The sequence below is a fragment of the Methylomonas sp. Uni0009 genome, assembly GCF_054188105.3.
On the sequence record NZ_JBTAFN010000001.1, the window covers coordinates 324,607 to 339,420 of the forward strand.

Consider the following 14,814-nt stretch of genomic DNA (forward strand, 5'->3'; position numbering starts at 1 on the left):
TCAAAAACCAACATTCAAATCACGTCGCAGTCTTGACGAAGCGACGCGACACTTATCAGGCAATACGACTAGTCAATACTTTGTCGATCAAACCGTAATCAACCGCTTGCTGAGAACTCAGAAAATTATCTCGATCCGTATCTTGCTGAATTTTTTCCAACGGTTGCCCGGTATGATGGGCCAGGATTTTGTTCAAACGCTCACGAATAGCCAAAATCTCACGGGCATGAATATCAAAATCCGAGGCTTGGCCTTGAAACCCCCCCAAAGGCTGATGAATCATCACCCTGGAATGAGGCAAACAATAGCGCTTACCCTGCGCACCACCCGCTAACAGCAGCGCCCCCATACTGGCGGCCTGACCGATACACATGGTACTGACATCCGGCTTGATAAATTGCATGGTGTCGTAAATCGACATCCCTGCTGTCACTGAGCCACCGGGAGAGTTGATATACAAATGTATATCCTTATCCGGATTCTCGGACTCCAGGAACAGCAATTGCGCTACCACCAGATTAGCCGAGTAATCCTCCACTTGACCAACTAGAAAAATTACCCGCTCTTTCAGCAAACGGGAATAAATATCGAACGATCTTTCCCCACGGGCTGTTTGTTCAACCACTATAGGCACTAGACCGCCCGCCGCTTGCGGCGCCATCATTTCGCTCATCACATTTTGGTTAAACACGTTTAGCCCTCATTCGTTACTGTTTTTCCATGACATCATCAAAACCAACTGTTACGTCGGTGATTTTAGCCTGACTGACAATCCATGCAACAGCTTGGTCCTCTAAGACCATCTGCTGCACATCATTCAGCCTGGCCTTGTCGGCATAATACCAGTTCACAACGTCTTCGGGGCGCTCATAACTCTTCGCCATATCATCAATGACCGCACGAACTTTATCGGCATCGACCTTGATGTCATTCTTTTGGATGATTTCACCCAGAATCAAACCCAAGGCCACTCGACGCTTGGCCTGAGCTTCAAATGCATCCCTAGGCAAGTTCAGGTCTTCCAATTTCAAACGCATGTTTTTCGCGCGTTCGGCATAAGGCTTCATCAACGCTTGAATTTCTTGATCGATCAATGCGTTAGGCATCGCTATCACAATGTTCTCGTATAACGCATCCATCACCGCATTTTTCAACTTGTTTTTCAGACCTTGGTTCAGCTCTCTTTCCATGTTAGCCCGAACATCGCTACGGAAACTGGCCGCATCACCGTCTTCAACACCATAAGCCTTGATAAATTCCGCATCGACGACAGGTAAAACCGGCTCTTCTACTTTAACCAATTCGATCTCAAATTCGGCCACTTTGCCAGCTAATTTTTCACTGTTGTATTGCTCTGGGAAGGTCACAGAAAAGGTTTTGCTCGCACCGGCGACCAAGCCTTTCAATTCGTCTTCAAAACCGGGAATCATTTGTTTGCCGCCGATTTCCACCTGGTAATTTTCGACTTTACCATCGGTAAAATTCTCGCCGTCGGCCACGCCGGAGAAATGAATGGTTACGCGGTCAGCATCCTGCGAAGCGCGTTCGACCGTATTCCAGGTTTTCTTTTGCTGACGCAGTTTTTCGATCATGTTATCGACATCAGCCTCTTCCACAGTTGCTGAGGGGCGATCCACTTTCAATGCGCTAACGCCGTCCAGAACGATCTCCGGATAAACTTCGAACTCGGCGATATATTCAAAACCTTCGGCTTTCTCGGTAGGATGGATATGCGGATGACCGGCGGGGTTTAAATCCTGTTGTTGCAACGCTTCAAAATAAGTCGATTGAATCAAGTCACCGGTTACTTCGTTTCTCACTCTATCGGCGTACAACTTTTTTACCATACTCGCGGGCACCTTACCCGGACGGAATCCGTCCACTTTGACTTCGCGCGCGAGTTTTTTAAAGCGAGTTTCCATTTTCTCCTGAACCACGGCATCAGGAATGCTAACAGTCATTTTTCGGCTTAACTCTGATGTCTTCTCGACAGAAACTTGCATTGCATTACCTCAAAAAATTAAAAATACGGTTTTATATTTTGGGAGACCGGCCGGCGATGTTTAGATCTGGGGAACTTAAGGTCGTATCGTTACGAATAACGCAGGATATGGTGCGAGCGGGGAGACTCGAACTCCCACGGGGTTACCACTGGAACCTAAATCCAGCGCGTCTACCAATTTCGCCACGCTCGCTAAATAATTGAACGCGGCATTATAATCAGCCGCATCTTTAAAGACAACCTTATATTACTGACATCGCGCATGCACTCTTATCTTTCCAGCACCATTTTCGGCATCGCTTTTATTATGACGCTCAACAGCGCGCGGGCTTCAGCAAACGGGTTTACCGAGTTCAACCACCCCATCAGATTTGTAGATCAACAACGTATCGTCTACGCGGCTATCGCCGCTAACGAAAGCGAACGCGAGCACGGACTGATGTTTCGGCAGACACTTGCCGAGGACCAGGGCATGCTGTTTGTCTATCCGGATCAGACCCATCGCGCGGTATGGATGAAAAATACCCTACTGGCTTTGGATGTGGTGTTTTTAGCGGGTGGCGGCCAAATTGTAGGGCTGTTAAAAGATTTACAGCCCTGCGCAAAAGACCCGTGCCGAATTTATGATTCCAAAGTCCCGGCCAGATACATACTGGAACTACCAGCCGGCTTTATAGACAAACACGCAATTCAGGTCGGGCAAACAGTAGCACTACCCTAGGCTCAAGCCGGTCCGTTTGCGTCGTCCGGATCACCCTCGTACGGTGTTGCGTATTTGCACTCTTTCTGCGGACAGACTTTTTCGGTGCCACGACGCTTGGTGGTTTTCAAGGTCAAAATCGGCCAATTACAATCTGGGCAACTTTCCTTGATCGGTGCGTCCCACAAGGCATAATCGCATTTTGGATATTCCGAGCAAGAATAAAAAATCTTCCCGCTGCGCGCCTTGCGTTTTAGGATCGCCCCATTCTTGCACTGCGGACATTCAACCCCGGTATCTGAAGGCTTTTCCAAGGGCTCGATGTGTTTGCATTTAGGATACCCACTACAACCGACAAACTTGCCATACTTGCCAGTCTTTATAACCAGCGTCGACTCGCATTTCGGACACACCCGTCCTTCCACCACTTCCGGTTCCGCAGACGTAGCGCCGGCATTGTCATCCCCCAAATTTCGTGTATACGAACACGTCGGATAATTGGTACATCCAATAAAACGGCCATTCCGCCCCAAACGAATCGACAGCGAACTGCTGCACTCCGGACATTTTTCGTCGATACTTTCCTGAGTCACATCCTTGCGCTGCACACTCTCTTCTTTCTCGGTGATCAACTGCGTGAACGGCCGCCAGAAGTCGTTCATCAACGGAATCCAATCCTTCTCGCCACGTGACACGGCATCCAGATCGTCTTCGAGATTAGCGGTAAAACTGTAATCGACGTATTTCGTGAAATGCTCGGTCAAGAACTTATTCACGATACGCCCCACGTCGGTCGGATAAAACCGCTTGTTGTCGATCGTCACATATTCGCGGTTTTGCAAGGTCGAGATTATCGTCGCATAAGTGGACGGCCGGCCGATGCCATGTTCTTCCAAGGCTTTTACCAGACTCGCCTCGCTGTAACGCGGAGGTGGCTCGGTGAAGTGCTGGGTAGCTGCAATTTCATTCAATACAACAGGCCGCCCTTCTTCCATCGGCGGCAACAGGCTATCCTGATCGTCGGCTGCCTCCTTGCTGTCGTCCACGCCTTCCAGATACACCTTCATGAAGCCGGGATTGGTTACCGTAGAGCCGGTGGCACGAAATACGTTTTTATCGCTGCCGCAATTGAGATCGACAGCCACCTGATTCAAAGTGGCATGTATCATCTGGCAAGCAACGGTACGCTTCCAGATCAGATCGTAAAGTTTGAATTGCTCGGCGCTGAGCCGGTCTTTCACCAGTTCAGGCAAGCGCTGCACGGACGTTGGCCGAATCGCCTCATGAGCTTCCTGAGCATTTTTAGATTTGGTTTTGAATCGGCGCGGCTCTTTCGGCACATCATCGGCGCCATATTTTTCCGCGATCAGCGCCCGAATATCGGCAAGTGCCTCTTCGGCCAAATTGACCGAGTCGGTACGCATATAGGAAATCAAACCGACGGTTTCACCGCCCAAATCGATACCCTCGTAAAGCTGTTGCGCCACCATCATGGTCCGCTTGGTGGTAAAACCCAGCTTGCGAGCTGCTTCCTGCTGTAAGGTCGAAGTGATAAACGGCGGCGCCGGATTTTTACTGCGTTGCTTTTTTTCCAGCTTGGCGACGATCAGCTGACCATCGGCGGCTTCCAATAAGTTTTGCCTGACTTCAGTCGCTTGCGCTTCGTTGGTAAAACTGAATTGATTCAGTTTTTCGCCGTTGAAATGCGTTAATTTGGCTTTAAACGGCAACCCTTGCGCGCTGGCTTCGGCGGTATGCGACCAGTATTCACGAGTCTTGAACGCCTCGATTTCCATTTCGCGTTCGACGATCATCCGCAACGCCGGGCTTTGCACGCGACCAGCGGATAATCCGCGACGGATTTTTTTCCACAGCAACGGCGATAAATTAAAACCGACTAAATAGTCTAAAGCTCGCCGCGCCTGTTGCGCATTGACCAGATTATTAGATAACTCGGTGGGATGGGCGATAGCCTCAGTAACAGCCTTTTTGGTGATCTCATGAAACACCACCCGCAGCACTTCCTTATCTTTTAGCAGCTTTTTTTCCTTGAGATGCTCGAACACATGCCAGGAAATCGCCTCACCTTCCCTATCAGGGTCAGTCGCCAGATACAGTGTATCGACGTTTTTGATGGCTTTACCGATCTCTTGCAGATGGCGTTGGTTGCGATCAATCACCTGGTATTTCATCGCAAAACCGTTTTCCGGATCGACCGCCCCCTCTTTGGGAATCAAATCGCGGACATGGCCGTAAGAGGCCAGCACCTGGAAGTCCTTTCCCAGATACTTTTCTATGGTTTTACATTTTGCCGGTGACTCTACAATGACTAAACTTTTGCTCATGCTGTCCGTAGAAAAATCAATGTAAAGAAGTAGGTATCAAATCGTAAACGATGTCTTCCATTCGGGAGAAAGCGGCGCTATCGCCGGGTTGACTTAATAACACCATCAATACAATCCATTTCAATTTATCCAGCGTAATATTTTCGTCTTTCAAGGCCATCGCCCGATCAATCGCTATTTCGCGGTTCATCGGTGTCAAGATGCCGCTGTGCTCGAGATACATCAAGAAATTCCGGCACTCCATGTCGAATACGGAGATTTCCTGACCGCTAAAAATGCGGAACGATGAGGAAACCGCCGGTGTGATGCTCTCAATTTCGGCCAAAGACTCCAGCCAGTCAAACGCCTTATTCACATCAGGCTGCTGAAAACCCGCATCCAGCAACTCGCTGGCAATCACGGCAGTATCCGGATAGTTATCGCTGTCGCCATCCAGATAATTCTCAAACAGATAAATGAGCACATCGAAAATATCTTCTTTCATTAGAACCTTTATTTGACTCTGAGGTAGCCACCACCGGCAAGTGCGGCAATGTAGCCTTGTAACTCCAACACCAGTAGCGTCGAGGAAACTTCTTCCGCCGACCAAGCGCTATCTTGCACCAGAGTATCGACCGTTGTGGGACTGTACGGAATCAATTTCAATAGATTTTGCTGCTCCAGGTCAAGCGAAGTCTGCGCCAATTCTGACTCGGATCGCATATACCTTTGATTATAATGACCTAATTCCTCAAAAATATCTTGCGCGGTTTCAACTAATTTGGCTCCCTGGCGAATTAACGCATTACAACCGCGCGCCAAAGGGTTGTGAATCGAACCGGGAATCGCAAAAACTTCACGATTCTGCTCAAGCGCCAAGCGCGCGGTGATCAACGAACCGCTTTGCTGGGCGGCCTCGACCACCAATAATCCGACGCACAAACCGCTGATGATGCGGTTTCGCCTGGGAAAGTGATTGGCTTTGGCACCAGTACCGGGTGGAAACTCGGAGACCAGCGCACCATGCTCAACTATTTGGGTAGCCAATTGCTTATGGCAAGCCGGATAGACCCGATCCAAACCGGTGCCGGCCACGGCTATGGTTTGCCCATTTACGTTTAAAGCACCTTGGTGACTCGCGGCATCGATGCCCAAGGCCAAGCCACTGGTTACGACAAACCCGGCTGCAGCCAATGCCTCTGCAAATTGAATTGCCGTACTGACGCCGACGGGAGAAGGGTTACGGCTACCGACTATTGCCAATTGCGGCTCAAGCAACAATGCAGGATTGCCTTTGACAAATAAAACCGGGGGAGGATTTGCAATTTCTCTCAGTTGCGCCGGATAGTCGGCATCGTCCAAGGTCAACGCATAATTTCCGGCTTGCTCCAGCCAGCCAATATCGTCTTCGACCTTTTGCCAATCCGGTTTTTGCAGCGCATTGATGAGCTTTTCGCTGAAACCCAAGCCAGTTAAAGTGGTTCGCGACGCCGAGAATATCTGTTCTGGCTCAAAATGTGCCAGCAAGCGCTGAATGGCCTGACTGCCGACGCCGGGACTACGCAGCATCGCCAGCCAGTACTTGATTTGCGGATTGAGCGCGGCTTCCAAAACAGGTTAAAGAACAAACCGGAGCGGCTTAAACCAACCCGATTGAATATCGTTAGCTCGGGCATCCATTAGGGCGTCTGCACTCTATCCAACGTGTGCATCGCAGCGGTTGCCTGCATCACTAACGCATAGCTCACCCGTTCGAACGGCCGAAATACCATTAACACACCAGCCAGCTCATCCGGCATTTTCACCGCCACAGCTTCCTGGGATTGATACCTATCCACGATGACATGCCCTTTGCGATACACATCCAAGGTATGCCCCACTTCCAAACCGTCGGCAGTACCTTTATCTATGACCACCACATCGTGTTGACCGATCTGCGACACACCGCCCTTCACCTGGATGATGTTGCCCACTACCTGATGTTTGGGCGGTCTTGGAAAATAATTTAAGGCTAACTCACCCTCGGAAGTAGGCATCAAGCGGTCGCCTCGCTGGATTTCCATATCGGATTTATTAATCAGCAAGGTGGCCGGATCACCCGGTTCCTGTAGCGTGGTATCAGCGATATATTGCGCTTCGTAACCCAAAATTTCCTTGGTGACCGGACTGACATAGGCCTTGCCTGCCCGATAAATGGTATACCCCAAGCCCGACGGGTTTTCGATGGCCCGAACGTAAACACCGTCCCCTGCCCCGGCGATCAAATGTTCACCGACAAAGCCGATGACATAAGGCGCCTGCTGCAACTCCTCCGCTGTGACGACTTTCGGCGAATTCAAGAATTGCACGATGGCATCGCTGGGAATCATTTTAATGGCTTGATCAATATCGGACTCGCGCACGCGCGGCAACAGTTTTTCGTCATTACCATCCGGTGAGAAGCTCAAGCGCGGCACACCGTTCACGTAGGAAAAATATAAGGTGTCGCCCGGGTAGATCCAATGCGGATCCTTGATTTGCGGATTGTTATGCCAAAGCTGCGGCCACTCCCAGGGGTGCTGTAAAAACTTCCCGGAAATGTCCCACAAGGTATCACCTCTAACAACCGTGTACTGATCGGGATGATTGGGGTTTATTTTCAGCTCGTCGGCCCAAGCCACTGCGGCAAAAACCAGTGGTATCAATATTCCCAGTATCGCGCGAAAAAACATAATTTATCCTGCCAGAGCTTATAAAACCGTTCAAAATCCGCCGGACGAAGCGTCCAAATGCAAAATCGGCAAGCGCCGCTGCTTTGCATGCCGCCCAGTCCAATTTGAAACAAATGCGTAAAAAATCAACCATCGATTTGCCGCACAGTTTAGATTAATTCGGGCATTATGCCAGCACGAGCCGTTCCAGACTAAACCCGGCCCTATTTAGTCTTCACATTCAAACCCAAGGCAATTTCGGATAAAATCCCACTATTACAGTTCGCAAGTGGAGTGATGGGTGAGTATTCTTAAAATTCTGGAGTTTCCCGATAAACGGTTGCGCAACGTCGCGGCCGAGGTGGACACAGTCGATGACAGCATCAAAACCTTGGTCGATAACATGATCGAAACCATGTATGCCGCCAAGGGCGTGGGCTTGGCGGCTACCCAGGTAAACGTACATAAGCGCGTGATCGTGATGGATGTCAGCGAGAACAAGGACGAACCGATCTGCTTGATCAATCCGCAAATTATTGAACGCGACGGCGTTGAGGAATCCGAGGAAGGCTGCCTATCCGTGCCAGGTTTTTTCGAAAAAGTCAGCCGTGCCGAACATATCAGAGTCAAGGCGTTAAACCGCGACGGCGAAAGCTTTGAACTGGAAGCGCGTGACTTGCTGGCGGTTTGCATTCAACATGAAATGGATCATCTGGAAGGCAAGTTATTCGTTGATTATCTCTCGGCATTCAAGCGCAACCGTATCAAAGCCAAGTTGGATAAAATTCACAAGTCGCAAGGCTAATCAGGACATTTCATGAAAATCGTGTTCGCCGGTACGCCGGATTTTGCGGTTCCTACCTTGCAGGCCTTACTGGATTCGCCGCATCAAGTCTGCGCGGTTTATACTCAGCCCGACCGCCCCGCCGGACGCGGCCGCAAGCTGACCGCCAGCCCGGTCAAAGCCCTGGCCGTAGCCGCCAACATTCCGGTGTATCAACCGGAAAACTTCAAAAGCCCCGAATCTATCGCCCAATTAGCGGCACTGGATGCCGATTTAATGGTCGTCGTGGCTTACGGTCTGATTCTGCCGCAAGCGGTATTGGATATACCTAAACAAGGCTGTATCAATGTGCACGGTTCGCTGCTGCCGCGCTGGCGCGGCGCGGCACCGATTCACCGGGCCGTCATGGCGGGCGATGCTAAAACCGGCATCACCATTATGAAAGTCGTAAAAAAACTCGATGCCGGCGACATGCTATACAAAGCCGAATGCCCGATCAGCGCCGACGCCACATCCAGCAGCCTGCACGATCAATTGGCGCAAATGGGCGCCGAAGGGCTGGTTAAAGTGGTCGACCAGATAGCCAATGGCTCGTTGCAAGCCCAACCGCAAGACGAAGCGCTGGTTACTTACGCCCACAAACTGGAAAAACAGGAATCCAACTTGGATTGGCAAAACTCTGCTGTAGAACTGGATCGTAAAGTCCGCGGCCTGAATGCCTGGCCGGTGGCGCAAACCCTGTATCAAGGCCAAGTATTGCGGGTCTGGCGCAGCCAGGTGCTTAATCGACGGGCAGAACAAGCACCCGGCACCATCAGTTGCGCGGAACATGCACTTGATGTCGCCACCGGCGACGGTGTGCTGCGCCTGCTGGAAGTGCAACTCCCCGGTGGCAAACGCATAGCCGGCAAAGACTTTATGAATGCCCACCCCTCTGACCGCGTTATGCTTGGCTCATGAATCTGCGCGGCTGCTCGGCACAGATCCTCGCCCACGTTCTCAACGACGGCCAATCGCTGACCGCCGCCCTGGAGCATGGCCTGCCCAAAATCAAGGATGTCAAAGACCGGGCTTTCGTCCAAGCCTTGTGCTACGGCGTCATCCGCCATTACTACGCACTAGATTTTATGCTGGGCCGCTTGCTCAGCAAGCCGCTCAAACAAAAAGATGGCGACATTAAAGCCCTGCTGCTAATCGGCCTGTATCAACTGCAACACATGCGGGTTAAATCGCACGCCGCCGTGTCGGAAACGGTCGCCGCCACCAGCCATAAACCTTGGGCCAAGTCTTTGGTTAACGCGATACTCCGACAATATTTACGCGAGGCCGAAACCTTGCAGCAAGCCTGCGCTGCGGACACCCAAGCCCACTACAACCATCCGAACTGGATAGTGGATGTGCTCAAGCAAGACTGGCCGGAACATTACGAAAAAATCCTACACGCCAACGACCAGGCACCGCCGATGGCTTTGCGTGTCAACCTGTTGCAAGGCAACCGAGCCGCTTATCTGGACGAACTTGCCGCGCAAGGCATCGCCGCCCAACCGGTAGACTGCTGCGAGACGGCGATAAGACTAGACCAAGCCTTGGCCGTCGAGCAATTGCCCGCCTTTAGTCAAGGCCGAGTTTCAGTACAGGACACTGCCGCCCAACTGGCCGCAGAACTGCTTGATGCGCAACCCGGCCAACAGGTGCTGGATCTATGCGCCGCGCCGGGCGGCAAGACCGCGGCGATTCTGGAGCGCCAACCCGCTTTGGGCGGTCTATTGGCGGTCGATGTCGATCAACAACGCCTGCAGCGCGTGACCGATAATTTACAGCGCTTACACTTACAAGCCGAAACCTTAGCCGCCGATGCCAGTCAATCCGGATCATGGACTGGCGACCGCCAATTTGACCGGATACTGCTGGACGCGCCCTGCTCCGGCTTCGGCGTGATCCGCCGCCATCCCGACATCAAAATACTGCGCCGCGCCGACGATATTGCCGCCCTGCAAGCGCTGCAAACCAAGATTCTTGATAACGCCTGGCAATTACTAAAACCTGGCGGCATCTTGCTGTACGCCACCTGCTCGGTATTGAAGCAAGAAAACGAGGCGCAAATCGCCGCTTTCCTTGCCCGACACAGCAATGCCAGCGAAATTCATATCGAGGCGCACTGGGGCATGTCACGTCCGCACGGCCGGCAAATCATCACCGGTGACCGGCAAATGGACGGCTTTTATTATGCCAAGCTTTACAAAGCCCCTTAGTTACGCGGCATTGATGCTCTGCCTGCACATTGCGCCAGGCGTGGCTGAAGCCGGAGAATATGCCGCGCGCATCGAATATGCCGATTTGGATCGTGTCGATGACGGTTATGACGTGCAGGCTCATATCGACTACCGGCTCAGTCCGACTGCCAAAGAAGCGCTGCACAAAGGTGTGCGCTTAACCTGGGACGTCGCGATAGAACTGCGCCAACCCGGGGTGCTGTGGGATACGATAATCCATAAACACAAACTGACTTACAGCCTGCAATTCCATGCCTTGCTGAATCAATATGTGGTGCAAACCCCGTTCGACCGCAGCGAAATGTTTTTAACCTTGAGCGCGGCCATGAATTTCATGGCGGCCGTGCATGACAGCATGCCAATTCCCGCAGAACTTGTTGTGGGCGGCACGCCTTACCTGCTGGCGGTAAAAACTCAATTCAACCGCGAGCAGTTGCCAATACCGCTGCGTCCAGTCGCCTATCTGGACAACCAGTGGTTTCTTTCTAGCGCCTGGCACACATGGCCCATTCAAAAATAAAATTACCGGCCAGCGCCTCGATTATCCTGCTGTTCGGCTTCGTATTGCTGTCGCTGCAATTGATGAGCAGCGCCACCCAAGAATCATCGGAACTCGGCGAAATGTATTCCTGGCTGTTGGTCATCAACACGCTAGGATCGGTGATTTTGCTGGGCTTGGTGGCGTTCAACACCTATTCGCTGGTGCGGGAGTTAAAGAAAAAGGAGGCCGGCTCCCGGCTGACCACGCGCATGGTGTCCTTGTTCGTCTTGCTGGCTTTGGCGCCGGCGGCCATCGTGTTTTATTTCTCAGTGCAATTTCTGCATCAAGGCATAGACAGCTGGTTTAACGTGGAAATAGACCGGGCGATGGACGATGCACTGGAGTTGAGCCAGTCCTCGCTGAATCAACGCATGAACTGGCATATCAAGCAAACCAAGCAAATGGCCGATCAACTCCGCGACAAATCGGAGGCCCTGATCGCGATGGAAGTTGGCTCGCTGTGGGCGGAATCCGGGGCATTGGAGATTGCGGTATTTTCCAACCAAGGCCGGGTATTGGCCTCCAGCAGCGTCAACCCCAGCGATATTTTGCCGCACCTTCCCGATGAACAAATCTGGCTACAGCTGCGGCAGAATAAGGAATATTTTGCTTTCGATCCCGGCGATAACGATGAAATGCTGGTGCGTATCATCGTGGCTATCGAAGCGGATCAAAGCCGATTTTTGCAAGCCTTGTTTCCGATTCCGGTGCGGGTAACCGACTTGGCCGACTCGATTGAATTTGCCTTCATCCGTTACCAGGAAATGAATTTCCTGCGCGACTCACTGAAAACCAGCTTCTCGCTAATCCTGCTGCTGGTGTTGCTGCTCAGCCTACTCGCGGCTATTTGGGTGGCTTTTATCAGTATTCGCAACATCGTCGCGCCGGTTAAAGAACTGGTAAAAGGCACGCAAGCGGTCGCCGACGGCGATTATCAACAACAGCTGCCGGTTATGAATCAGGATGATTTGGGCTTTCTGGTGGAATCATTCAACCAGATGACCCGGCGCATCGCCCGCTCTCGCGACGAAACCCGTGTTGCTGGCCTGGAAGTAGAAAACCAGCGAGCCTATCTGGAAACCATCCTGGCCAATCTCACGGCCGGGGTGATCAGTTTTGACGCCGCCTTTTACATCCGTACCGCCAACCAGGCCGCCTACCGGATTTTACATATCCCGGTCAGCCATTTCGTCGGCGAGACTTTACCGACTTTGGCGACCCTGCACAACGAACTGGCCGATGTACTGAATGCAATCCAAAGCCTGCTGGAAAAAGCCGACGATATTTGGGAGCAGCGCATCGTGTTTCTCGGCCCCAACGGCCGTCAGGAACTGTTGTGCCGAGGTACGCCGCTGTTCTCGCAGCACGGCGCCCGCACCGGTGCGGTGGTAGTGTTCGACGATGTCACCGACCTGATTCAGGCACAGAAAAACGCAGCCTGGGGCGAAGTGGCGCGGCGTCTGGCGCATGAAATCAAAAATCCGTTGACGCCGATCCAGCTGTCCGCAGAGCGTTTGCAGCACAAGCTCTCCAAGGAATTACAGGATGGCTCCGCCGAATTTCTGCAACGCGGCACTCGCACCATCGTCCAACAGGTGGAAGCGATGAAACGCATGGTGGACGATTTTTCCGAATACGCCCGCCCGTCCAAGAAACAAGTGGAAAAAATCAATCTGGTTGACCTGATTCAGGAAGTCGTGGCTTTATACCTGCCCTCCGGCATTGTGTTCAGCACCAAGTTTGCAAGCGACCGAGTGCTGGTCGAAGCGGATCCGGTCAGCCTGCGTCAAGTACTGCACAACCTGATCAAAAACGCCCAAGAGGCCACTACGGCGCCCTGCCGCATCGAGATCAAAATCGCCAAAGTCAGCAGGAACAACACCGACTATGTCGAATTGGGCATCTACGACAATGGCAACGGCTTGAACGCGGAACAGCTTGAAACCATTTTCGACCCCTACGTAACCAGCAAGGCCAAAGGTACCGGCCTGGGCCTGGCTATTGTCAAAAAGATCGTGGAAGAACATGGCGGGGTGATTTGGGTGGATACGTCTTATAATGGCGGCGCGGGGTTTTTACTCCAGCTGCCGGTTTTTGAATTTGGGAACTTTAAATGAATAAGCAAGCACCGTATATTTTGGTGGTCGATGACGAGCAGGACATTCGTCAGTTGGTGTCGGAAATTCTTGAGGATGAAGGTTACGATGTCGCCATGGCGGAAAACGCCACGGAAGCTAAAGCCCTGAAAAATCAGCGCCCGCCTAATCTGATCCTGCTGGACATCTGGATGCCGGACAGCGACGGAATCACGCTGCTGCGGGAATGGGTCAGCGAAGACGACGCACTATGCCCGGTGGTTATGATGTCCGGACATGCCTCAGTGGAGTCAGCCGTGGAAGCGACTCGGCTTGGCGCGTATGACTTTTTGGAAAAGCCATTATCGCTGGCTAAGTTGCTGCTGATCGTCGAACGCGCACTGGAGACCAGCTCTTTGCAGCGCGAAAACGCCGGTTTGAAACAACAGCTGATGATAGGCGTGGACCCGGTCGGCAAAAGCGCGGTGGTGGAACGTACCAAGGATAAGTTAAAGCGCCTGGCGCAGCACGACGCCCGAGTGTTATTCGTCGGTGAAGCCGGGGTCGGTAAGGAAATGTTCGCCCGCTATTTGCACAACAATAGTTCGCGGCGCGACGGCTCGTTTGTTGATGTGTCGGTCGGCAGTATTTCGCCGGAAAACTCGGCGGTGGAATTTTTCGGCCGCGAAGATAATGGCCGGGTTTATCGCGGCTTGTTGGAACAAGCCCATCGCGGCACGCTATTTCTGGGTGAAATCGGCGGCATGGACCCGGAAACTCAAACTCGCTTGCTGAGTGCACTGGAATCCAGCTCGTTCCTGCGGGTTGGCGGCAGTCAGGCGGTGCGCGTTGACGTACGAGTCGTCGCGTCCACCCGTATGTCATTGGAAGAAGAAGTCAACAGCGGCCGCTTCCGTCAGGATCTTTACTATTTACTGAACGTCGTGACACTGGAGATTCCGCCGCTACGCGAACACAGTGAAGACGTACCCAGTCTGTTGAATTTTTATGTCGATCATTTCGTTACCCAGGAAAAGCTGCCGTTCCGGCGTTTCTCTATGGCAGCGCAAAATTATTTGCGTAATTACAGCTGGCCGGGTAATGTGCGCGAATTGCGTAATCTGGTACAGCGCCTGATGATACTCGGTGCCGGTGACGACATCGAGCTGGACGAAGTCAAAACCGCACTGGGTTCGATTGCAGAACAACCCAAATTGGGTTTGAATGTACCGGAGTTTTTCAATTTGCCGCTAAAGGAAGCCCGCGATCATTTCGAAAAATCCTACCTGGAGTATCATTTCGAAAAAACCGGCGGCAGCGTCGCCAAACTGGCATCGGCTATCGGCATGGAACGCACGCACTTATACCGAAAATTGCACTCCCTGAAAATTAAGCTTTAATTGGACTTGAAGTTAACGCCCCTAT

The 14,814-nt window shown here is 52.1% G+C and carries 13 protein-coding genes and 1 tRNA gene; 7 read left to right on the plus strand and 7 right to left on the minus strand.

The window, feature by feature from the left end:
• Window positions 1-55: 55 nt before the first annotated feature.
• The 3 genes from clpP to ACWAU0_RS01525 form a co-directional block, all read right to left on the minus strand.
• The gene (gene clpP / locus ACWAU0_RS01515) at window positions 56-661 is read right to left on the minus strand and encodes an ATP-dependent Clp endopeptidase proteolytic subunit ClpP (protein WP_171697797.1); all 606 of its coding nucleotides are present in this window, start codon (window positions 659-661) and stop codon (window positions 56-58) included.
• Between the two features lie 46 nt (window positions 662-707).
• A complete protein-coding gene (tig, locus tag ACWAU0_RS01520) occupies window positions 708-2,003 on the minus strand; it encodes a trigger factor (protein ID WP_415880132.1) in 1,296 nt (431 codons plus the stop codon).
• Window positions 2,004-2,111: 108 nt separating this feature from the next.
• A tRNA-Leu gene (locus ACWAU0_RS01525) sits at window positions 2,112-2,195 on the minus strand.
• 69 nt (window positions 2,196-2,264) lie between these two features.
• Between ACWAU0_RS01525 and ACWAU0_RS01530 the strand changes: the two genes are divergently transcribed.
• Complete coding sequence (locus tag ACWAU0_RS01530; RefSeq protein WP_458138099.1) at window positions 2,265-2,723, plus strand: DUF192 domain-containing protein; 459 nt, start codon at window positions 2,265-2,267, stop codon at window positions 2,721-2,723.
• 2 nt (window positions 2,724-2,725) lie between these two features.
• Here the strand turns inward: ACWAU0_RS01530 and topA are convergent, their stop codons facing one another.
• The 4 genes from topA to ACWAU0_RS01550 form a co-directional block, all read right to left on the minus strand.
• Complete coding sequence (gene topA, locus ACWAU0_RS01535; RefSeq protein ID WP_458138100.1) at window positions 2,726-5,047, minus strand: type I DNA topoisomerase; 2,322 nt, start codon at window positions 5,045-5,047, stop codon at window positions 2,726-2,728.
• 16 nt (window positions 5,048-5,063) lie between these two features.
• Window positions 5,064-5,531: a Smg family protein gene (locus ACWAU0_RS01540; RefSeq protein ID WP_458138101.1), complete on the minus strand. Its 468-nt coding sequence runs from the start codon at window positions 5,529-5,531 to the stop codon at window positions 5,064-5,066.
• A gap of 8 nt (window positions 5,532-5,539) precedes the next feature.
• Entirely contained in the window at window positions 5,540-6,637 is a 1,098-nt protein-coding gene (gene dprA, locus ACWAU0_RS01545; protein WP_458138102.1) for a DNA-processing protein DprA, read from the minus strand.
• Between the two features lie 68 nt (window positions 6,638-6,705).
• Window positions 6,706-7,737: a LysM peptidoglycan-binding domain-containing protein gene (locus ACWAU0_RS01550; RefSeq protein WP_458138103.1), complete on the minus strand. Its 1,032-nt coding sequence runs from the start codon at window positions 7,735-7,737 to the stop codon at window positions 6,706-6,708.
• Between the two features lie 280 nt (window positions 7,738-8,017).
• Between ACWAU0_RS01550 and def the strand changes: the two genes are divergently transcribed.
• From def to ACWAU0_RS01580, 6 genes are read left to right on the plus strand one after another with little or no spacing between them, the layout of a single operon-like run.
• Window positions 8,018-8,521: a peptide deformylase gene (def, locus tag ACWAU0_RS01555; protein ID WP_458138104.1), complete on the plus strand. Its 504-nt coding sequence runs from the start codon at window positions 8,018-8,020 to the stop codon at window positions 8,519-8,521.
• Between the two features lie 12 nt (window positions 8,522-8,533).
• Window positions 8,534-9,460 (plus strand): methionyl-tRNA formyltransferase, encoded by a 927-nt coding sequence (gene fmt, locus ACWAU0_RS01560; protein ID WP_458138105.1) that lies wholly within the window; start codon window positions 8,534-8,536, stop codon window positions 9,458-9,460.
• Window positions 9,457-10,752, plus strand: coding sequence for a 16S rRNA (cytosine(967)-C(5))-methyltransferase RsmB (gene rsmB, locus ACWAU0_RS01565; protein ID WP_458138106.1), 1,296 nt, complete (start codon window positions 9,457-9,459; stop codon window positions 10,750-10,752). Before fmt ends, rsmB begins: the two co-directional genes overlap by 4 nt.
• The gene (locus ACWAU0_RS01570; RefSeq protein WP_458138107.1) at window positions 10,727-11,293 is read left to right on the plus strand and encodes a DUF4390 domain-containing protein; all 567 of its coding nucleotides are present in this window, start codon (window positions 10,727-10,729) and stop codon (window positions 11,291-11,293) included. Before rsmB ends, ACWAU0_RS01570 begins: the two co-directional genes overlap by 26 nt.
• A complete protein-coding gene (locus ACWAU0_RS01575; RefSeq protein ID WP_458138108.1) occupies window positions 11,275-13,431 on the plus strand; it encodes a sensor histidine kinase in 2,157 nt (718 codons plus the stop codon). Before ACWAU0_RS01570 ends, ACWAU0_RS01575 begins: the two co-directional genes overlap by 19 nt.
• On the plus strand, window positions 13,428-14,789 hold the full coding sequence (locus tag ACWAU0_RS01580) for a sigma-54-dependent transcriptional regulator (protein ID WP_033158871.1): 1,362 nt from the start codon (window positions 13,428-13,430) through the stop codon (window positions 14,787-14,789). Before ACWAU0_RS01575 ends, ACWAU0_RS01580 begins: the two co-directional genes overlap by 4 nt.
• Window positions 14,790-14,814 lie beyond the last annotated feature (25 nt).

Bases quoted from the DNA above. Each gene is read 5' to 3' on its own strand.
- clpP (WP_171697797.1), bottom strand. From the start codon at position 661: ATGGCGCCGCAAGCGGCGGGCGGTCTAGTGCCTATAGTGGTTGAACAA.
- tig (WP_415880132.1), bottom strand. From the start codon at position 2,003: ATGCAAGTTTCTGTCGAGAAGACATCAGAGTTAAGCCGAAAAATGACT.
- ACWAU0_RS01530 (WP_458138099.1), top strand. From the start codon at position 2,265: ATGCACTCTTATCTTTCCAGCACCATTTTCGGCATCGCTTTTATTATG.
- topA (WP_458138100.1), bottom strand. From the start codon at position 5,047: ATGAGCAAAAGTTTAGTCATTGTAGAGTCACCGGCAAAATGTAAAACC.
- ACWAU0_RS01540 (WP_458138101.1), bottom strand. From the start codon at position 5,531: ATGAAAGAAGATATTTTCGATGTGCTCATTTATCTGTTTGAGAATTAT.
- ACWAU0_RS01550 (WP_458138103.1), bottom strand. From the start codon at position 7,737: ATGTTTTTTCGCGCGATACTGGGAATATTGATACCACTGGTTTTTGCC.
- fmt (WP_458138105.1), top strand. From the start codon at position 8,534: ATGAAAATCGTGTTCGCCGGTACGCCGGATTTTGCGGTTCCTACCTTG.
- rsmB (WP_458138106.1), top strand. From the start codon at position 9,457: ATGAATCTGCGCGGCTGCTCGGCACAGATCCTCGCCCACGTTCTCAAC.
- ACWAU0_RS01570 (WP_458138107.1), top strand. From the start codon at position 10,727: ATGCCAAGCTTTACAAAGCCCCTTAGTTACGCGGCATTGATGCTCTGC.
- ACWAU0_RS01575 (WP_458138108.1), top strand. From the start codon at position 11,275: ATGGCCCATTCAAAAATAAAATTACCGGCCAGCGCCTCGATTATCCTG.
- ACWAU0_RS01580 (WP_033158871.1), top strand. From the start codon at position 13,428: ATGAATAAGCAAGCACCGTATATTTTGGTGGTCGATGACGAGCAGGAC.